This is a genomic window from Niabella pedocola, assembly GCF_021044425.1.
GTDB lineage: Bacteria > Bacteroidota > Bacteroidia > Chitinophagales > Chitinophagaceae > Niabella > Niabella pedocola.
In genome coordinates this window covers 1043895-1064352 of sequence record NZ_JAJNEC010000005.1, presented here as the reverse complement: position 1 = coordinate 1064352, position 20458 = coordinate 1043895, and the positions used below count along the sequence as shown (strand labels likewise).

14 protein-coding genes are annotated in these 20458 nt (G+C 47.7%); 3 read left to right on the top strand and 11 right to left on the bottom strand.

The window, feature by feature from the left end; translation table 11 throughout:
* Positions 1-226: 226 nt before the first annotated feature.
* The 4 genes from LQ567_RS12000 to LQ567_RS11985 form a co-directional block, all read right to left on the bottom strand.
* Positions 227-2098, bottom strand: coding sequence for a RagB/SusD family nutrient uptake outer membrane protein (locus LQ567_RS12000; RefSeq protein ID WP_231004752.1), 1872 nt, complete (start codon positions 2096-2098; stop codon positions 227-229).
* 10 nt (positions 2099-2108) lie between these two features.
* The gene (locus LQ567_RS11995; RefSeq protein WP_231004751.1) at positions 2109-5210 is read right to left on the bottom strand and encodes a SusC/RagA family TonB-linked outer membrane protein; all 3102 of its coding nucleotides are present in this window, start codon (positions 5208-5210) and stop codon (positions 2109-2111) included.
* A gap of 442 nt (positions 5211-5652) precedes the next feature.
* Positions 5653-7560: a S9 family peptidase gene (locus LQ567_RS11990; RefSeq protein WP_231004750.1), complete on the bottom strand. Its 1908-nt coding sequence runs from the start codon at positions 7558-7560 to the stop codon at positions 5653-5655.
* Between the two features lie 117 nt (positions 7561-7677).
* Positions 7678-9483, bottom strand: coding sequence for a POTRA domain-containing protein (locus tag LQ567_RS11985; RefSeq protein WP_231004749.1), 1806 nt, complete (start codon positions 9481-9483; stop codon positions 7678-7680).
* A 91-nt stretch (positions 9484-9574) separates the two neighbouring features.
* Between LQ567_RS11985 and hemW the strand changes: the two genes are divergently transcribed.
* Entirely contained in the window at positions 9575-10693 is a 1119-nt protein-coding gene (gene hemW / locus LQ567_RS11980; RefSeq protein ID WP_231004748.1) for a radical SAM family heme chaperone HemW, read from the top strand.
* Here the strand turns inward: hemW and LQ567_RS11975 are convergent.
* Genes LQ567_RS11975 through LQ567_RS11945 form a run of 7 tightly spaced genes read right to left on the bottom strand, consistent with a single transcriptional unit; the run spans position 10690 to position 17629 of the window.
* A complete protein-coding gene (locus tag LQ567_RS11975) occupies positions 10690-12522 on the bottom strand; it encodes a hypothetical protein (protein ID WP_231004747.1) in 1833 nt (610 codons plus the stop codon). The two genes, hemW and LQ567_RS11975, sit on opposite strands and share 4 nt — an antisense overlap.
* A gap of 36 nt (positions 12523-12558) precedes the next feature.
* Complete coding sequence (locus LQ567_RS11970) at positions 12559-12987, bottom strand: GPW/gp25 family protein (RefSeq protein WP_231004746.1); 429 nt, start codon at positions 12985-12987, stop codon at positions 12559-12561.
* 11 nt (positions 12988-12998) lie between these two features.
* A complete protein-coding gene (locus LQ567_RS11965; protein ID WP_231004745.1) occupies positions 12999-14090 on the bottom strand; it encodes a PKD domain-containing protein in 1092 nt (363 codons plus the stop codon).
* Between the two features lie 26 nt (positions 14091-14116).
* Positions 14117-14638 carry a type VI secretion system TssO gene (tssO, locus tag LQ567_RS11960; protein WP_231004744.1) on the bottom strand — a complete coding sequence of 174 codons (522 nt, stop codon included), beginning with the start codon at positions 14636-14638 and terminating at the stop codon, positions 14117-14119.
* 54 nt (positions 14639-14692) lie between these two features.
* Positions 14693-15844 carry a hypothetical protein gene (locus tag LQ567_RS11955; protein WP_231004743.1) on the bottom strand — a complete coding sequence of 384 codons (1152 nt, stop codon included), beginning with the start codon at positions 15842-15844 and terminating at the stop codon, positions 14693-14695.
* Positions 15845-15867: 23 nt separating this feature from the next.
* Positions 15868-16719, bottom strand: coding sequence for a TssN family type VI secretion system protein (locus LQ567_RS11950; RefSeq protein WP_231004742.1), 852 nt, complete (start codon positions 16717-16719; stop codon positions 15868-15870).
* 40 nt (positions 16720-16759) lie between these two features.
* A complete protein-coding gene (locus LQ567_RS11945; protein WP_231004741.1) occupies positions 16760-17629 on the bottom strand; it encodes a hypothetical protein in 870 nt (289 codons plus the stop codon).
* A 310-nt stretch (positions 17630-17939) separates the two neighbouring features.
* Here LQ567_RS11945 and LQ567_RS11940 point away from each other — a divergent pair, with 310 nt between their 5' ends.
* Positions 17940-19853, top strand: a complete 1914-nt coding sequence (locus LQ567_RS11940; protein WP_231004740.1) for a type VI secretion system Vgr family protein — start codon at positions 17940-17942, stop codon at positions 19851-19853.
* Position 19854: 1 nt separating this feature from the next.
* The gene (locus LQ567_RS11935; protein WP_231004739.1) at positions 19855-20457 is read left to right on the top strand and encodes a DUF4123 domain-containing protein; all 603 of its coding nucleotides are present in this window, start codon (positions 19855-19857) and stop codon (positions 20455-20457) included.
* The last annotated feature ends 1 nt before the right edge of the window (position 20458 follow it).

The following is a 20458-nucleotide window of genomic DNA, read 5'->3' as shown; positions in this document are numbered from 1 at the left end:
GCGGCCGGTATACGGCTGAGCCCGGTGGAGCTTCGTTTGAATGGTCCCTTATCTGGCTGTCAAGGGCAGCTATGCTGTTGTTTTGAGAACCGGCTTACTTTGTATCAGCGTGTAGAAGCCGTATACAATTGCTTCAAAAAACAGGGCCGTTCAGGATTGAACGGCCCGATACACAGGAAGTGTATTTGCTTGTAATTACTTCCAGGTACTGTATGATGGATGAAAACTATTCTACAGGTAACGGCGTAACATTTTTCTCTGCACCCGGATAACCGATGTTTTGATTGATGATGCCTTTTAAATTGGTATTAATGACGCCTGCAGGTACCGGCCAAAGAAGATGGTGTACACTTACTTTGTATTCGGCCCATTTATGTTTTACCCCTTTGTTGTAGAAATTGCTTCTGGACACCACCCGGTCATACCAGAAATTGACACCCATTTGTTTTACGTTTGAGTTTGTACCTCCTGGGCCGCTGATATTCTCCAGTTTATAAACGTGTCCGCCAAAGATCTCGCAGGGCTTGCCGGTTTTTGCATAGGTATAGGCGATCCGTACGAGTTCGATATGCCGGTTCTCTTCATAATAAAGTTCGCGGGCACGCTCATCCAGGATTTCGCCGATATTGATATCGTTGGCCGCTAAAGGAGCGGCTCCGGCGCGGGTACGCACTTCATTCAATGCAGTGGCTGCTGATCCCAGATCACTTTTCCAATAATAACATTCCGCCAGCATCAGGTATACTTCTGCCGAACGGTAGATGTACCAGGGTGTTTCGCCGCCTGCCCACTGGGTTTGTAACGGATCCGGAACAAAGAGTTTGTAATGGGGCCAGGAGAACCAAAGCCGGATGGTATCTTCCACACTCATGGCGGCCGGTTTTACAAAGTTTTTGCCGTACCAGGGGCTATTATTTTTCTTTAAATCGGGATGATTGTATTTGAGATCTTCCATCCTGCGCCAGCTATCCTTATTTAAGATACCCCGCATGTCGTTGGCCTCTTTATCTGTACGCCATATTTCGTTGGTATAATACCAGGTGGGGCGCAATCTGCCGATGCCTCTGCCATACGTTTTATTAAGGTCTAACTCCAGGTTTGTTTCCCCGGCAGCAATGGGCACACTTGTTCCGGCTTTACCATCAGGCGTTTTCAGATTACCACTGTTCCAGAAAGGAACGCCGTTGCGCATGGTTTGAATGCGGTCTGATCCGTCTACTTCGGGGTAAGACACTACATACATTAACCCTTCGGTATTCGACATGTCCAGCTTGGCTTCCACACTGTGCAGGTCAAACATCAGGTTGGTATTGGGTTTGTTCTTATTGGCCGTGAATCTGCTTTTCATCAGCGGGTGAAGTGCCACAATCTCATTTCCCACCTGTATGGCTCTGTCAAAATCGGCCAAAGCCATACACACTTTCATCAGCAGTACACCACAGGCTGCTTTTGAAGTACGGCCCCGGTCTACTTTTTCAGGAACCCATTGATAGGCAAATTCAAGATCTTTTTTAATATGTGCTAAGATTCCCCAACGGTCGGAGGAGTAAAAATCATATTTGGGCTCGTCAATTTCTTTGTCAAGGAAAGGGACATCGCCAAACTGATGTACCAGTTTAAAATACCGGTAGGCTCTCTGGAAGTAAGCCGCGCCAAGAACGGCATTCCGCTCGTTCTCATCTTTGTACGTTGCGTTGTCGATCCTTGTAATAACGGTATTGGCATATTTTATGCCCTTATACCCTTCATACCAGTACCAGCCGATTTTGGTGTAATCGTTGTGATTTAATTGCGCATCGGGCAATAATGAAATATCCATATCCATTTGCGGACCGGCCTTGTCGGTGGTGCCTTCTACGGCAACTTCCGATTGAATGATCTCTGTAAGGATAGGCGCTGCATCTCCAAAGTATTCGTGCCGCATGTTCCGTTCGCAGGCTGTAAGTGTAGAGTACATACCCTGGACATCCGATAAAGCAACTCCTGGCTCGTAAAAGGATAGCGGTTTGGGTTTCAGCCAGTCTTTCTTACAGGCAACCATTGTCAGTGCCATAAATGAAAGGAGCGGTAAGCTTTTATATATTTTATTTTGAATCATGGCAAAAAGATTAAAGTGTCAGATTAAGGCTTAAATTATAAGTACGCGGGGTAGGCTGGCCTCCAGATTCGGGATCTCCAAATGTCCAATGAGGTGCCCAGTAAGCAGCATTGCGTACCGAAGCGGAGATAGATGCGCGTTGTGCCTTTATCCTGCTTAAAAAGGATTGCGGCATGGAATATGACAAGGCTACATTATCCAGGCGTATAAAGGACCGGTCAACATAATTGGAACCAATATTCTTAGAGCCGATACGGCCAAAGTCATTGATAGGATTTTCCGGTGTCCATCGCGGCTGTACATAATCGGTGGCGCGGTCGGGGAAACTATTATTGTTAGCCGCTCTGTTGTAGGTATCCATTTGTCCCCAGTTGGAATAAATGAAAAGTGACAAAGTCAGTCGTTTGTAATTGAACTCATTTCGCCAGGTCCAGCGATAACGGGGGTTTATATATCCCTGGAAGATCTTATCGGCATTGGTCATTACACTATCTCCATTTTGATCCTTGTATTTAAAATCCCCGGGCTGGTTCCCGTATTTTTTGGCGATCGCTTCTTCATCTACCTGCCACACACCAACACGTTCATAGCTCCAGATGCGATCCGGATCCTGGCCGATAAACCACTGGTTTTTGATATCATCGGCTTCTTTTTGGCCGATCACGTTACCATTCGCATCCTTTATGTCAATCATATCGCCGTACAAGCGCACGATCTTGCTTCGGTTCAACATGAATATGAAAGAACTGTTCCAGTCGAAGTCTTTTTTCTGGATGATGATTCCGTTCAGGCTGAATTCAAATCCCTTGTTGTTTAGCTGGCCAAGGTTGGCGGCAACGCTGTTAAAACCGATGATTTCCGGCAATGCTCTGTCTACGAGCAGGTCATTGGTAGTGGCTGTATATACATCAATAGAACCACTCAGCCGGCTTTTTAACACTGAAAAGTCTAAACCGATATTGTAGGAGGCCTTGTTCTCCCATTTCAATCCCAGGTTAGCCATCCGGTTTACATAAAGCTGTGAGGCCACATATACGGTCCCATTTTGATCAATATAGGGATGCAGCCCTGAGGTCATATCGGAAAGGGCATCATACTGACCGATATCCCGGTTCCCGTTTCTGCCCCATGAAAGCCGCAGCTTTGCATAATCGAGCCAGCTTCCAGTGCTTTTCATAAACTGTTCTTCTGAGAAATCCCAGGCAAGGGCAAGGGCCGGAAACGTGGCGCGCGGGTTTTGCGCTCCGAACGCAGAATATCCATCTCTTCTGACAGAGGCCGTCAGCATGTATTTGTCCTTTAACGAATAGAACAAGCGGCCCATTAACGCATCCCCGGTTCTGTAGGTATCGTCACTTTCGTTTAGCGGAACCGAACCCGCCTGCAACCGGTGATATCCCAGGATATCGCTTGGTGTATAGCTTGAGGCCGTTGCTTTCGTTCTCCAATATTGGCCTTTTTCCGCATTTTGTAAAAGGGTTACCTCAAAACTATGGATATCAAATTGCTTTTTCCATCGTAGTACGTTATCGATCTGCCAGTTATAGGTTTTTTCAAAAGTGCGTTCACTGCTTCCTCCTTTAGACTTCCATTCAGGGTTTTTGGAAGACTCGTGGTTATAATATTCCCTCCAGGTAAACGATGGCGTGAAATTGGATTGAAATTCAAAGCCGAAAGGAAGCGTAAGAACTCCGTATAGGCTGGAGTTTAATGTATTATATGCGTCCTTCCGGTCCCGGTAAAGGTTGTCATGGAACGGGTTTACAGGGGTTGCATCACCAGTGGGAAGCCTTCTGTAAATGCTGTTGGGATCATCCAGGTTGTTTGATCCGTAAGGAGAAATAACCGCCGATTGGGCCCAGTCGGCCTGGAGAAACCCCTCGTCCCGCACCGCAAAATTGGTATTAGCACCTACTTTTAAAAAGGACGCAACCTTTGACTCAAGGTTTAATCGCGTACGGAAATTTGTAAAACGGTTCCCAACCACAATGCCTTCACGATTCACATAATTCAGCGAAAAATAATAGCTGGAATTGTCATTCTTATTGGAAGCTGCTGCGGTATAATCCTGCTGAAATCCCCGTTGAAAAACAAGGTCCTGCCAATTAGTGATTTTGTTATTAATATAGTTGTCAATCTCCGGCGCTTTTAACTCAAGACGGGATAACCAGGATCTGAGTAGTTGTTCGTCGGTTACAGATGTTACCGGCGTTTTCTGATCATAATTGTACCAATCCAGTGTATTAATATTCGTTAATGTTCGTGGATCTTCAAACATCTGCGGATATTGATCAAGATACGCCGTCGTTCTTCTGCCTACTTCATAGTCATGCCGCCATGTGATGAATTCTTCACCGTTCATGACCCGCGGCATGCCGGCATTTTCTACAAATCCAACATTGGCATTGAAGGTAATCCTGGGTTTGCCGGATACCCCTTTTTTAGTAGTGATCAGCACTACACCATTGGCCGCTTTTGCCCCGTAAACGGCTGTTGCGCTGGCGTCTTTCAGGATATCAATCGACTGAATATCATTCGGGTTCAGATCGGCGAATGTGCCGTCATAAATAACGCCATCCACAACGTTCAGGGGACTGTTTCCTGCTTTAAGCGTTCCTTTTCCTCTTATCAACAACGTTGCGTCTGCCTTTGCGGTGTTCCCTTGTCCAATAATTAAACCGGCGGCATTTCCTCTTAAGAGGTCTTGTATCGAACGGGGCGCTTCTTTCTCCAGTTTTTTTGTTTGAACAGAGGCCACTGCTCCGGTAAGATCCTTTCTTCTGGCTGTTCCGTATCCGATCACTACTACTTCGTCGAGGCCCATTGTTTCTGCCGTCATTACGATTTCAACGGTTGCATTATCACCGATGATCTTTTCCTGGGCCTTGTACCCGGCCGAACTAAATTCGAGCGTGGCGCCGGCCTTTTCAGGCACATTCAATGTAAAATGACCAGTTTGATTGGTAACGGTACCGGTTACAGAGCCTTTAATAAGGACAGTTACACCGGGTATGGGGGTGCCATTCTGATTAACAACAGTACCCGTAACTGTCCGGCTGGTTTGCCCGATCGACAGCTCCGCATTCCACATGCCGATAAGTGTCAAAAACACAATTATCCATTTTCTACAGCTGTTCATGATTTAAATTTGGTTTAATTTAATAGTGGAGAATCATTTTGTGAACTCAATTGCATGATGATCCATATACCCGGTTGGGGTATACCATCAGCTTTCAATAAATCATTTTAAAAAAAATACAATCGTTATTTCGATTTTACATTTCGCATGCTCAAGCAATACAAATCTAACGAATAAATAACGAATAAAAAGCACTGAACCATATAAAGGATTTACGAAAACGTTGTAAATCGTTTTCTTTCCCGGATATCTTTTTTCATAGCAATGAAATCACTGAAACCTATATGGCTGAATGGCAACCGTATGGGGCGGTCATGGTGGTAACCCCTGTTAACAGCGGAATAGTACCAATGTAAAAACCCGGGACTGTCATCCCGGGTTTCTAATCATTCAATAATGTAAAGAGGAAATCCTGTTACAACGTTTCCCGGAGCCACCCAAAAAATTCGCGTTGCCATACCAGGGCATTCTGTGGTTTCAGCACCCAGTGATTTTCATCGGGGAAAAACAGGAATTTGCTTTTGATCCCTCTTAGCTGTGCTGCCTGGAAAGCGCCCTGACCCTGCTCAATCGGTACGCGGTAATCTTTACCGCCCTGAACAATCAGGATGGGCGTATCCCAGTTGGCTACTGCATTTAGCGGAGACGCCGCATAGGAGCGTTGTGCGGCTTTATTCTCTTTTTCCCAGTAATAGCCGCCTTTTTCCCATTGCTCAAACCAAAGTTCATCCGTAGTACCCGTCATCGCCGTAAAGTCGAAAACGCCGTCATGGGCAATAAAGGTTTTAAACCGCTTTTGATGACGGCCAGCCAGCGCAAAAACAGAATAGCCTCCAAAACTTGCACCTACCGCGGCTCTGCGGTCTTTATCTACATAAGGTTCTTTTGATATATCATCAATGGCATCCAGGTAATCCTGTATCACTTTTCCGCCCCAATCCTTGCTTACATCGGCATTCCATTTCGTGCCGAAACCCGGCATTCCGCGCCTGGAGGGGATCACTACAATATAACCCTGGGAGGCCATCAGGTGAAAGTTCCACCGGTACGAATAAAACTGCGTGGTGGCAGACTGGGGTCCTCCCTGGCAATACAAAAGGGTTGGGTATTTTTTGGATGGGTCAAAGTTGGGCGGATAAACGATCCATTCCATCATCTTTTGCTGATCGGAGGTGGTGATCCATCGCCGCTCTGTTTTAACCGGGGAAATCTGCTGAAAGGCTTCATCATTTACATGCGTCAGCTGGGTAAGCGTACCGGTTTTGATATGGAGTTTGTAGATCTCCGAGGCCCGCGAGATGTCTTCCTTTGCAACAATAAGCGCATCACCGGTTTGCGCTACGATGGCGGTAATGTCAAAATCGCCCCGGGTCAATTGCTGAATGCGGGGAAGCATACGGGTAAGACCGATATCGTTTACCGTAAACAGCTGTTCCGTTCCGTTTACAGGTGCTATAAAGAACAGGCTTTTACCATCGTTGCTCCAGATAAAGGAAGATATATTGATCTGGTCATTGTGGCCGGTAAGATTTACCGTAGTACCATTGGTCATTACAACAAGGTCATTCTTGTCGGCTTCATAACCGTCGGTCTTCATTTGCAGCCAGGCCATTTTGCCCTGTTTGTTAAAAGCGGGCGCCACATCATATCCCTTATTGCTTTCTGTAAGGTTGGTGGTAACACCGGAGGCTATGTCGTATGCATAGATATCGGTATTCGTGCTTACCGCATATTCGGTGCCGAACTTTTTCTTGGTTACATAAATAATCTGTTTGCTATCGGGCGACCATATAAAATCTTCGTCCCCGCCAAAAGGCTGCTGCGGACAGAAATAGGGCTCATTTGGCATGATGTCTTTTTTTTCGCCGGCCTGCCCGTTAGCATAAGGCGCAAAAAAAACATGATCGAAACCGCCATCAAACCACTTGTCCCAATGACGGTAGTTGAGCGAAGTGTATACTTGTGCAGATGTTTTATCCAGCTCCGGGTAAAGATCTGGCCCCATTACTTTTTTTAGTTTTACCGCCTCGCTGCTGAGGATGTATTTTCCATCGGGTGATATCCGGTTGTTCTCGAGCAAGCTTTCTGAGCTGGTCAATTCTGTTGGCTGCCCTCCTGCAAGCGGGATGGAGTATTGTTTTGAATCCAACTTGTTGTCGGCAATATTGGGGGTTGATACTTTATAGATCAGCGACTGTTTGTCTTTCGAGATCCCAACGGCGCTGACCCTGCCCAGCTTTAGCAGTGCTTCCGGGCTGAGCGATGATTGTGCATTGGCTTTCAGCATAGAAAATGCGGATAGAATGAAGAATAATTTTCTCATGTGAAAAAATTTTGTGCGAAGGTACTTGCTTTGTTTCAGAATGAGCATTGAGAATCGGGAAACCAGCATCCGGCATCTGAAAATGAGCGCCTGGTGGCTAATAGCTGACCGCTTACCCTAAAAATAACTGATGAACCCGAAATGGATCTTCGACTGCCGCAGGTTGAAATTGGTGTCATTGCGTTTTCCCACAGCCCAGGCCAGGTTGAATACACCGGCCTTTGTTTCAAACGCGAGGCCGATGCCCACTCCAAGAAAGTTGTAGTTTTTCCGAACGCCCCGGCTGCCGTCATATCCCCATCCGCCGTCGGCAAATGCATTGAGGTAAGAATTTTCACCAACAAGGTAACGGTATTCCAGGGTTCCGATGGCGTATTGCGAAAGAAACTGGCTCTGCTCGTCAAAGCCACGCAACAGCCGGTAACCGCCGATCTGGAACAATTCGTTGCGGAAAATATTTTCACCGGCCAGGTAGCCGCCCTGTACCGCAGCTTTAATAGTGCTGGCGCCGCGTGCAGACAGCGGCATATAACGGGCGGCCGATAAGATCGTGCGAACCTGAACGGACCGGAGTTTTACCGTATCGTACAGGCTGCCAAAATCAAATGCAGGATCCTCGGGGTCTTCGAGTTCCAGCACCAGATTGTTTTTCTTTATCTTCTTGATACCACCTGTTCCCATAAATTTTATATCAAATCCGGAAACGGGGTTAAATATATAATTGGTGGTATTGAGCTGGTATTCGATACCGATATTTGAAATTTTTACATCGGCCTCCGGGGGCAGCTGCCGGGTTTGAAGCAGCTGGTTTTTATTGATGGTACTGATAATGGTAGAAAACTGGTTATAGAAGAGTTTGAGATTTTGCCGGGTATTGATACTGTATTGTGTACCGGCGCGGTATTCAAAGTTGAGATAGCTGGAATCCCTTTTCAGCATGTTAAACGCAAAGTCGAGTCCAAAGCGCGACCGGAACAGGTAGGGTTGCAAAAAAGCAACATCCAGCCGCTGAGAGGCGGCCTGCAGTTTTTGCCATACCAACCCGATGGTTTCTCCTCCACCGAGCGCATTTTTCAGATTCAGCAGTCCCTCCCCGGTGATCTGTAGCTTTTTCGAAGAAGCGGCGTCACTGTTGGGTAAAAAGCCAACGATGAAATTAACCTGGTTGCTTTTCTTCTGTTGCAGGAATACTTCCACAAGGCCTCCGGTGCCCCCCCAATAAAACCGGGGCGGAAAGGTTTCTTCTATGTAGTTCAGCTTTTTAAGCTCGGTACTGATGCGTTGCAGTTTTTCCTTGTTGTAGATGGATCCGTTCCGGATGTCCAGGTAATTCTGAAGATAGTCGTTGCTGAGTTTTGCATTGCCCGTCATCCGGATACTGTCAACCCTGTACAGGGGCCCGGGATGCACCTGTAGTTGCCCGGATACTTTGTCACCACGGATGTTCAGTGCATCTACGTATACTTTTGCAAAAGGATGGCCATGGTTTTCAAAGTAATTGAGCATGCGTTGCTGGATGTTTCCCAGGAGCTCGTAATCCAGCGGACGGTCTTCAAACAGGTGCGGGTCATAGCCTACCTGTGCCAGCCATTTGCGGCTTTCTTCGGTAGTGGACAGGGCTTCCCAGGTATACCGCATACCCACAAAGAGCTGCATATACGCGGAGGCCGAATCCAGCCTCAGGGAATCAACGGATGCGGTGATATAACCCTTTGTTTGCAACAGCGGGAGCAACTGGCCGGTGTACTGCCGGCAATCTTCCTGGTTGATGAAATCGGTTTTAATGCCAAGGGAACCGGTGATAAAACCCGGATCCCGGTCAACCCCTTCAATCACCAGTGCATACCGGTTTTGAGATGCAGCCTGGAAGCCCATCCATAAAAATAACAGGAGCAGCGTTAACCGGTGTTGTACCTTTGTCATTCGGAACACAAATAAACGCCATTTTTGTGAACGAAGTATCGTTCGGGCGCTGTGTACGAATTAAAAATAGTAAACAAATAAATCATCCTCATTGTCTGGCATCTATATCCATATCCCGTTTTGCAAACAGGCTTGTCATTATTGTAATTTCCATTTTTCTACCTCGCTGCACTACCGGGAAGCGCTTGTACAGGCCATTGCAAAGGAAACCGCGTTTAGTGCAGCCGCCGATTTTATTGAACGGGAACCGGTGCAAACGGTTTATTTTGGCGGCGGAACACCCAGCTTGTTACCGGCGGCAGACATCGATTTGCTGTTAAACGAGATAAGGAAGCATTACCCCGTTACAGCGGATGCAGAAATAACCCTGGAGGCCAACCCGGATGACCTGGTTGCCGATAAATTGGAGACCTGGAAGCGTTCGGGAGTTAACCGCCTGAGTATTGGCGTACAATCGTTTTTTGAACCGGACCTTTTATGGATGAACCGGGCCCATAATGCGGCTCAGGCAGCTGGCGGCTTGGAACTAGCCGTGCAGTATTTTGACAATATAACCATCGACCTGATCTATGGCGTTCCCGGGTTGACCAATGAGCGTTGGAAACAAAATGTGGACACGGCGTTGAAGGCCGGCATTCCGCATTTGTCCTGCTATGCGCTTACCGTGGAGCCGCAAACGCCGCTGGACAAAATGGTCCGGAAACACATAAGAGAGGATGTGAATGGTGAGCTGCAGTCGGAGCAATTTTTATTGCTGATGGATTGGCTGCAGCACGCGGGCTATGAGCACTATGAGATCTCCAATTTTGCAAAGCCCGGATTCCGGAGCCGTCATAACAGTGCCTACTGGAAGGGAGTGCCTTATTACGGATTTGGGCCGGCGGCACATTCTTTTAACGGTACACTTCGCCGCTGGAACGTTGCGCATAACCAGCAATACATCCGCGCCATCCATTCGGGGCATATTCCCTATGAAGAGGAAGTGCTTACGCCGGCGCAGCGGCAGAATGAATATGTGATGATTGCACTCCGTACAAGTGAGGGAATCGCACTGGCACCGCTGGATGGCCCTGCGCGGCAACAGCTTCTGAAACAGGCAGGGATATACAGGGAACGCGGATGGCTGACCATTGATGATGCCCGCATCCGGCTGACCAATGAAGGCAAGCTGTTTGCGGATGGGATTGCTGCTGACCTGTTTGTGAACTAGTCGATGTATACCACGCTGACCTCAAACGGAAACGCAAAGGCGGCGTTTGTCTCCAACTGGTAATGCAGTTGTTTTTGAAGATAGGCTAATTCATCTTCGGCATAATCTCCTTCTTTCAGATGCAATTCGATCCCGATCGTGCGGGAAATACCCGTTTTCGGTCCCCGGAGCACGTTCATGATTTTATGAATGAGCACCTTTTGAAGCCGGGCACCAAAAAGCTCGTAACACAAAAGCCGGATGTCTTCCTGGCTGATGATTTTTCCCCGGGAAGCGAGCTGGCGTACCAACATTTGTTGCTGTGCATAATCGCTGTAGGTTTCCACGCCTCCGCTAACGGCGGTGAGTGCAAAACAAAGACCCCCGGTTAATGCATGCATAACCGGTTTGAAGCTGGCTCCCGATTTTACAGCTGCTGCTGCTGTGGGCGTGGTAGACCAGTATTCTACAAATACTGTTTCCTGTTCTTTCTTTGATCTTAAAAGAACATAGTTGAAGGCCGGCTTTTCGTCCTTTGAAACCGCCAGGCGGTCCTGTAAACGTGTCAGCAGTTTGGAGATCTCATGAAGCTGGGAAGCAATAAGGTCATTGCTGGTCCTGCTAAAATAGGCGCTTTCATCCCGGATACTTTCGAGCAAACTGTTGATGGTATTGCGCACATCCCGGCTGCTTTCTTTTCCTACTTTTGCCGTTCGTACAATGGCTTGCCCTTCATGAATCGGATCTTCACCTGCATCCGGCCGCAGCTTGTACCTGCTGCCGTTTGCGCCTTCAATGCTTTTAATATCGAGATACGATCCCTTAACCGGCAGGGGAATGATATTGATCCACTTCTCGGTTTTAAAATGAATTTTTTCCGGTTTCCGGTTTAAGGCAGGGAATGCATTTACGCCCACCAGCAACCGTTCCAGCACTTCCTGCTGAAAATACCGGTTCAGCTTCAGGGTGATATAGATCACCTCTTTTGTTCGGATCTCTTCCTGCAGCTTATCGGGCAGATTTTGTAAAACGGGTGCGTCCGGTGGAGTGGAAGCAAGGGATTCCTGCTGTACCGTAATGAACTGCTGGGCATAAATACCGGCTACTTCCCTCCGGATCTTCCGGCTGTAATGGCCCTCCATTTCCAGGCTGTCTTTCAAACTGGTTTCGTACTGCTGCTGTTGGTAATAACCTTTGGTGAACGGGGTTTCCTGTTCATTAATAAACAACCGGGCGTGCTGAAGGGCAAAGTAAAAATTCGTGGCCTCTGAGTGGCCTTTAAGATCGAAAAAGAGCTGCAGCCCCTGCAGGTTTTCAAACCGGTCCTTTGTATGCAGGGTAAAATGAATTTCGTTAACGGGGGCTTTGTCCTGGGACATTTCATGCATCAGTGATTTGCGCCCGGCATCTCCCAGTTTATATACCCGGCCGCCGGTTCTCAGGAACAGGGCATTTAACCGGAACAATTTAACCGCACCGTTGGGGGTGAAGCAGAGCTCGGTTTCGGAGGATGGTGCCCCGGGTGTTTGTGTAACGGCTATCGTAGTAAAACAATGTTCCTGGTCCAGCACCGCGGTGGGTTCTGCGGGTGTTGCCGCAAGGATACAGGAGGCCGGTTTCGCCCTTAACAAAGCATGGGGAAGCATAATGGTAGACAGCTCGTTGAGCAGGCGGCTTTTTACATCATTGATCTGGTACCCGATCTGTTCCACTTCTCCGGCCAGTACATCAAAGATCAGCATCAGCAGGGGATCAAAATTGGCTTCGATTTCATTCTCCGGTACCTGCCACTGTGCGGCTGCCAGGCGGATCATCCGGTCGCGGATCTGTTCTTTTTTTAAGAGTTCCATAGTTAAATCGGGTTGTGTGAATACAGTGTGCAGTCATTAATCCAACGTAAGCGGTCCGATGAACAAACCGGTTTGAAAACGGAAAGGCTCCAGGGTTTTCTGGATCTGGCCGCTCACCGTGATTTCGATTTTTCTTCTTGGAAGATCGGCGCTTTGTGTTTTAAGCACGGCGAGTTTTACCTCTACGTTTACGTCTACATGGCTCAGCCTTTTTTCATAAAGAGCGATCTGTTTTTTCAGATTGTCTACGATCAGTTCTTTCCGTGAATCATTATCAAGGTGGATATCGTAGTCGGTTTCCCAGAAGGAAGCCCCATATGCCGTATCTGTTTTGTTTTCTCCCTGGGCGGTGGTGATGATCAGGTGCAGGTTCCGGTAGATCGAATCTACCAGTCCGCAGGACGGCAGCTTTTTCCGGTCGAAAAACTGGTCGAACCGCAGCGGTAATTTTAAATATTCTTTCACGCGTATACCATTTACTTGTAGGTGATGTAGATGATTTTTACACAATTGCCATTTGCCGGGTCCCTTACTACCTTAAAGGACTGGATCCTCTTTTTTCTTTTTAACAATGGCAGCCCCTTTTTTTCTTTCAGTTCGTTGCAGAGTGCCGCAAAGCTGGTGGACTGGTTGTTGGCCATTACCTTGGTACCGGCTCCGTTACAAAGAATGTTGTTAAAATCTGCGATCGTTTTTTTACCCTCCGCAACCTCTTCAAGCATCGCCTGTATGGCTGGCTCGGGCAGTTGATCGTACACTTTTGCTGCGGCGGGCGCGGGCTCCTGGGAAGCAGGCTTCGGCGCTTCCTGTTTTGCTTCTTCCGGTTTTTTCTCAGGTGCCTCCACCGGAAGCGGGGGTGGCCCTACTTCAGCCGGTCCTGGCGGCAATGGTATGCTGGATGTGGTATTGTCGGCGGGTCCCAACGGATCGGTAACCTGAATGATTTTTTGATAGGAAGTCCCCTGGTCCAGTTTCAGGATCACCGTGAAAGTGCCCGCTTTTGTAAAAATGAATGTTGCGGCCTTGGTAGCCTGCTGTCCCATTTCAGGCAGCTCCTGTACACTCCAGTTATAATTGGCCGATTCAGCAGTGGTATTGAATACCGCTTTATCGCCGGTGGCAACCACATCATCTGAAACAATACGGTTAATCTGGGGGCTGTTGCTGGTGCTGATCAATGTACTGTTTTGGATCACGCGGATATTTATGGATTCGGAGCAACGCCCGTTAATAATAGCGGTAACAAGATAGTTTCCTTCTTTGATAAAGCTATGGGTTACCGATGCGCCGATCTGCGTAGCCGATTTATCACCAAAGTTCCAGGTAACCATAAGGCTGGCATCATTGCGGGTGGCAAAAAAGCGCACTTGTTCATTTACAAAGTACGTATGCGGCCCTTCCGAAATATGGTTGATATTACTGGTGGTCTTTAGCTCAAATTCGGGACAGGAAACATTGGTGGCTACTTTATAACCAAGCAGCGCCAACGTAACTACCGCCACCATGATCAGGGAGATCCATACCCTGAAATCCAGCCGGCCCCATTGTTTGGTATATACAAAATGCATACAGTAAAAGATTTAAGATCATCCGGCTATTTTTGACGCAGCAGCAGGTTCTGCATCTCCAGTTGTTTATAGGAATCCTGCCATTTCGTAAGCGAGTTCTTCAGCTCCTGGATCTGTGCGTTGTACATCGCCACCACAGAGTCTTTGCTGCTGGCGGCTCTTAATCCCTTTTTATCGGTTTGTGTATTATTCAGCGATTTGATGATCTGCGTGTAAATTTCTTTTGAACTGGTTTCATTCTTATTCAATTGCGCATCCATGTCCTGGATCTTTTGGGTGATACGCCCATCGATCAATCCCGATTTTGCGGGGTCCATGTTAACCGTGTCCAAGAGGGATTGCGTTTGTAACATATCTGTTGCAAAATGATCGCGGAACTGGTTTTCTTTTTCGATGATGGCCAGTTGCTCGCGGAGTTTTTCGTTCTCCGCATAGGGGATCCGGATGCCAAAAAATATGGTAGTAACAATAAGCGCAACGGTCAGGAAAAAGAAAAGCAGGAACCGGGCAAATGCACTGCTTCTTTCGTTGGTATTATTGGGTTTCATGAAATGCTCTTTTTTTAAGTTGATTATAGGATCAATAGTGAACAGCTCCGGCTGCTAACCGAAAAATCTTCGCTTGGGTTTGGGCGCATTGGTATCATTCACCGGAAAAGACTGCTCTTCTTTTACAAACAATCCGGAGTCCTTTCGTTTGCCGATGAATTCCAGGTTGCTCAGCGTGGTGAAGAGTTTCCCGATCACTTTGGCAAACTGTATAACCTGCCGGATATTTTCATTGATATCATAGTGGTTGTAACGCAGCAATGCCATTTCACTCAGCAAGCCTTCCAGCTCTCCCTGGTTCAGTTCGCACCACTCGCACAGGTAGCTCATCAGTTCGTCTTTCCCCGATCCGATGCGCAGGTCGATGGTGTTTTTAATAACCCTGGCCAGTGCCGCAATATGGCTGAGCATTTTTGCCGGTGATTCATGGATGATGCTCCAGCGGTACTCCGTTATCACCTGGCCGAGGAAGAGCATCATGCGGTCGCAGAGGAAGCGCGCCAGTTCGGACAAGGCATTCTGCTGACTTTTTTTATAAATTTTCTGCACGATCATAGAGCAGGATTGCTCAAGTCCGGCCAGGAACTGATCCAGTTCGGCATGCAGGCCCAGCAGGTCCGGTGAGGCTGCAGGTGCCATGCAGGGGGGAATGTATTCTTCGTCAACTTGCGCGCCATTCCCGTTTATGATGATCTTGCCAATGATGATCGCCAGGGGATGCTGATCGTATTGCTGAATGTTCCGTTCATCGGCGATCTGTACGCTGTATCCGGATTTCACAAAAGGAAAACGGGCCGGCGTTTCATCGGGGTCAATGGTGCCTGCAGGATTCCTTTCAAATGGTTTCGCCAGTAATACAACCCATCCGGTAGCGGGCTGACTGCTGTTGAGCTCCAATGACACGGCCGGCACTCCGTCGGTTGCGGCGGCATCTGTAAAGGCATCGATGATAACCGGTACCCCGGACCGTGTAAGCGCTTTTAGCGCAAGCACCGATACCCTGAGGGTATGCTGATTGTCGATGGCCAGTCGCACATTGAAATTTTTTTCATCCGGGATCAACCCGTACCGGATGGGCGAAAGCGTGGTTGCACGAAGCTGGTAGGCAGTAGCCGCAGCGGCATTATCCTGCGCAATAAACAGTTCCTTGTTCAGCTTCATACCATCCGACCAGTTCACACGTAAAAAATTAAATCCGTTGTCCATGTTTTAGCTTTTGAAAAGAATGATTAAACGCGTTCACAAATAATAATGGTATTTTCTTTTATATGATTCTGAGCCACCGTTGTGGTAGCGTTCAGCACCCTGGAAAAGCGGTACCATTTTGGTCGGGTGCGAAACATCCATTCCGCTGCTTTTCCCTGGCTGGTATATTCAATGGGGGTTTCACTATGGTCTTCATTATACTCGTTAATAAAATGATAGAACAGATCGCCCAGCAGCATATCCTCCGGAGCCTTTCCCCTGAAAAAAGTACGCTGCTGATCGCCGGTGATTTTTTTGGCGATTTCAAACCAGATCACATACAGGTGCTCCCCTTCTTTTTCATCCGGCATTTCAATTTCCTGCTGCGGGTAGTTCCAGGCAGTATAATCCGGCGAAGGGATACTGATGGCGGCATCAAACGTGTGAAGCAGCAAAATGGGAATAAAAAAGAACAGCATGCAAAGCAATACGGGGAAGTACATAAAGTTCCGGTCCTTCAGAAAATATTGCAGTGAAGAGAAGATGGCTACACAAAGGAACAGGATGGAAAAACCAAAGAGCAATTCTGCAAATAATTGTTTGTTCCGGTTGTCGCGCCGGGCACGGAAATATTTTTTATGTACCAGTAATAAAAAAAGGATACCCAGCAGCAGGAAAACGGCACTGAGCAGCCAGAACGTGGTAAACAGGTTTTGGGTGGTATAAGTAATGGCAAATGCGATACCGGAGGAAAGGGCCGCTGTGATAAAACTAAAGATCCACGGCTTTTTACCCATATTGCTGAAGGTGCTGCTCATTTGCCGGATAATGGGTATTATCGCCAGTGAAGAGAAAAGAAAAATCCCTGCGTAGAGTATAAAAAACTTTAACGCCATATTGTTGAAGTTTTGAAATAAATGTTTATAAAGTCCCCGGCTAAATATGGGCTCCGTAGCCTAATACCGCGCCAAGGTCTTTGCCCGCCGCTTCTTCCCGGATTTCAAATTCAAACTGCACGTCCATTTCGAACGGGATAAAGAGGTCCTCAAATTTTTGAAGAATGGTCGTTTTGCCGGGTTGTTTAACAAATGGCTGCATTTCATTGCTCGATGCTCCTTCAATGGTGAAGATCCAGCACGGAAAAAGCTCATGGGTGTTCTGCCCCAGCGCGCTGTTGATTCCCATATGCATTTCGGCCAGTGTTGCCGGGCGTTGCATGGCAATACCGCTTGTATGTTCCTCCTGCCTCAGCGCTACGTTCTTATTCAGGATATACCCCAGTGCGGCCTCCGTGGATGCGGGATCTCCTTTAATAAACTGGAGATACGGCATCAGCTGCAGCATCCGGCCCGCTTCTTCCTCCGGGAGTGGGTCATTAAAATTCCAAAACCGGAACCATGCCGGGTCCCTCCTCCCGCTTTGCAAGGTGAACAATGCGTCCCGCTCTTCGGCTTCCACAAAAACCTGGTACCGGAACAGCAGCTGCTCAATCGGGGCAAAGAAACTCCGGGCCTGCCGCTCTTCCTCTTTGAACCGCTTGTGCTCGTCTACAGCATCCTGAACAGTGCGTACCCGGCTGTTTCCCCTCGTTTGATGAAAAAGACCCTCGGGAAGCTTATCATAGATGCCATCCCGGTTCACAACCATCTCAAATGAACAGTCAGTTTCGGTTGCGACCATTTCAGACACGTCACTACTAAAGCTTTTTTTAAAACCACCTTTTGCATGGACGGTGATTTTTCCCAGGTCTACTCCTGACTCAATCAGCCCCGCGCATATGGCTTCTGCGCGAAACGGAGGTTTCATAATATGGTGACCCCGGGAGCTCATGTTGTTTTAATTGCGACATCATGACCAGATCAATTTCATCTGGATAACCAAAAGTAGAAAAAAAGCCGGGGGGCAGCTATACCTAATAATAGCGATGGTTTGTAGCAGGGCAATGATCTATTTTTACGAAGAATAAAACCTATTCTGTAAACTAGGCAATAGCAAGCGGTGTAATCTAGGAAAGGACAACAGGTATGCTGCGGGTATCCAATCCGTTTAACGTACCTTATAATATACAGTGGAAGGTTCATTTCATCTGTTTAAAAGCCGGCTTAAATCACAACACATGTCGAACGACGCCATTTTAAGTAAAACGGAAATTATCATCCAGGGGTATCAAAACAGTCAGCCCGTTTTGTTTTCCAATCTGCTGCTGGATGAGGCGCTGGTAAAGGTTAACCAGTTCTCTTTTTCGATGCGGGCAGCCGATGATCATGCCACCCTGGATGCGATTATTGACTTTAAGAAGGCGGTTTTAGGAAAGGAGCTCCAGATTGAGTTCAAGGACAGCAGCGATGCATCCCGCCACCGGTTCAAAGGGGTTGTGGAATCCGTGAATTCATCGCTCGTGGATGAACATTATTACGAATTCCAGATCAGTGGCTCGGGCCTGTTCTGTAAGATCAGCAAGATACCGGAATATCATTCCTTTTATAAACAAACGCTTTCAGATGTGATGGATAAGGCGTATATGGACTCGGCGCTCAAGTCGCTGGTAAAAAAAGACCCCCAGTATACCCGTCCCCTGCATTATACCGTTCAATACAATCAAACCTTATTTGATTTTACCACTTCGCTGGCAATGCGTTTTGGCGAGTGGGCTTATTATGACGGTGAAAATTTTGTATTTGGAAAAAAGCCGGACGGGCAGCCCATTGAGCTGTTTGCTCCGGATGATGTGTTTAACCTGAATATTCATGCCCATGTGCTGCGAAACCCGAGGGCCGTGGTGGGTACGGATAGTTTTAAGGGGGAAACCCTTCGGTCTTCGAAAGAAGAAGCGGTACCGGATAACGCCATGCTCAAAGCGGCCCAGGACGCGGGGAAGAAGGCGCTGGAAACCCGGGGCGATGATTTTGTAGCGTCTGGTTTTGACCAGGAGCTGATGGACTATATTTTCCGGATCGACCAGCAGTCCCGCTATACGGCTTCGGCCGCCATAACCGGCAGTACCCGCAACAACCAGCTGGCAATCGGGCGGATCATTCAGATCAAGGACCAGGATGACTCGGGTGGGAAGCGGTTCATCATCACACAGATTCATCACAGCGCTATGCGCGCAGATCACTACAGCAATCACTTTACAGCGGTGCCCTTTGAGTCGGAAATTCCGCCCTATGCAAATGCCTCCGTTTTTCCCCGGGCGGTTTCCCAGGTGGGGATTGTTACCGATAACGAGGACGACGCCGGCATGGCCCGGGTGAAGGTGAAATTTCCCTGGATGAGCGATGATGAAAAAAGTCCATGGATCCCGCTGGTAGTACCGCATGCAGGTGGCCGTAAGGGATTCCGGTTTCTTCCGGAAGTAGATGATGAAGTGATGGTGCATTTTACAGATAACAATGCAGAGCGGCCCTATGTGATTGGCGCCTTATATACTGAAAAGCATAAACCCGACGTACCGGAAAAGGGTAATCATGTAAAACGGATCGGCACCAAAACGGGCAGAAGACTGGAAATGGATGATGAGAAAGGAGAGATGATGCTGGCCGATGATTTTGACAATGATATTGGTAACCGGTTATATATGCTGAAAAGCAAGGAGCAAAAAATTATCAAGATCTCCAGTGGTAATGATGACGATAATTTTTCGGTGGTATTCCTGGATGGAGAAAATGGCCGCGCTACCATTGGTGTAAAAAGCGGCGGTACGGTAATCCTTAAGATCGATATGCAAAAAGACGGAACCGTAATGGATATTACTTCGGAAGGTACCATCAATATCAAGGCGAAACAGGCGCTAAACCTCGAATCGGCTGAGATTAATATAAAGGCTACAAATGTAAATATAAAGGCCGATGATAAGCTTTCGATGGAAAGTAAGGTGTCTGCAGAACTGTCGGCCGCAGACATAAAAGTGGATGCCAGCGCAGCACTGGATCTGAACGGATCGGGGCAGGCAAAACTGGCGGGTGCCATGCTGGATCTGAAAGGCGATGGAATTGCGTCCCTGACCGGAGCACTTGTTAAAATAAACTGATGTGGTGCGGTTTTTATGTTACGATACGGCATTAAATGAAGAGTATACGCTGATCCGGCTCCTGCAGCGGTATCCGCGTTATTGGTCCTTGTTTGCTGGTACGGATGATGAGCAGATCTGGGATGCGGCGCCTTATCTCTTTGAAGTAGATTCCGATTTCTATGATCTGCGAAGGGAAAGTGGGCTCATACGGCTGGATCATTGTATGGTGCTTGAAACGGACGAGCCGGGAGTGGCGGTGGTGCAGTTTCTGCAGCGGTTCATTTATCCGGAAACCACGGAGGACCCTGTTTATTTCAGGATCTGGGATCCCCGCGTATTGTTGCAGGCATTTCCGGCATGGAGTGAAAAGGAGCGCATGCTTTTTTTTGAGTTTTTTGATCGGTTTTATACGGAGGGTGCAGACGGCGTGTGGCTGGATTGCTGGATGCCGGACGTGCGATACCGGTTAAGCAGGGAACCGGTACAAAAAGCGGCCATCTTTCCGGATAACGATCCGGTAGCATTAAAGGATACGCAGACGCCGGATGAAAAGCCGGAAGCGCAAACGGATGTTATTAATACTGAAGCACCTCCAAAACGCAGAAGATTTTTTATTGAATAAA

Coding starts and splice junctions, on each gene's coding strand:
- LQ567_RS12000 (WP_231004752.1), bottom strand. CDS start 2,098: ATGATTCAAAATAAAATATATAAAAGCTTACCGCTCCTTTCATTTATG.
- LQ567_RS11990 (WP_231004750.1), bottom strand. CDS start 7,560: ATGAGAAAATTATTCTTCATTCTATCCGCATTTTCTATGCTGAAAGCC.
- LQ567_RS11985 (WP_231004749.1), bottom strand. CDS start 9,483: ATGACAAAGGTACAACACCGGTTAACGCTGCTCCTGTTATTTTTATGG.
- LQ567_RS11975 (WP_231004747.1), bottom strand. CDS start 12,522: ATGGAACTCTTAAAAAAAGAACAGATCCGCGACCGGATGATCCGCCTG.
- LQ567_RS11965 (WP_231004745.1), bottom strand. CDS start 14,090: ATGCATTTTGTATATACCAAACAATGGGGCCGGCTGGATTTCAGGGTA.
- tssO (WP_231004744.1), bottom strand. CDS start 14,638: ATGAAACCCAATAATACCAACGAAAGAAGCAGTGCATTTGCCCGGTTC.
- LQ567_RS11955 (WP_231004743.1), bottom strand. CDS start 15,844: ATGGACAACGGATTTAATTTTTTACGTGTGAACTGGTCGGATGGTATG.
- LQ567_RS11950 (WP_231004742.1), bottom strand. CDS start 16,719: ATGGCGTTAAAGTTTTTTATACTCTACGCAGGGATTTTTCTTTTCTCT.
- LQ567_RS11945 (WP_231004741.1), bottom strand. CDS start 17,629: ATGAAACCTCCGTTTCGCGCAGAAGCCATATGCGCGGGGCTGATTGAG.
- LQ567_RS11940 (WP_231004740.1), top strand. CDS start 17,940: ATGTCGAACGACGCCATTTTAAGTAAAACGGAAATTATCATCCAGGGG.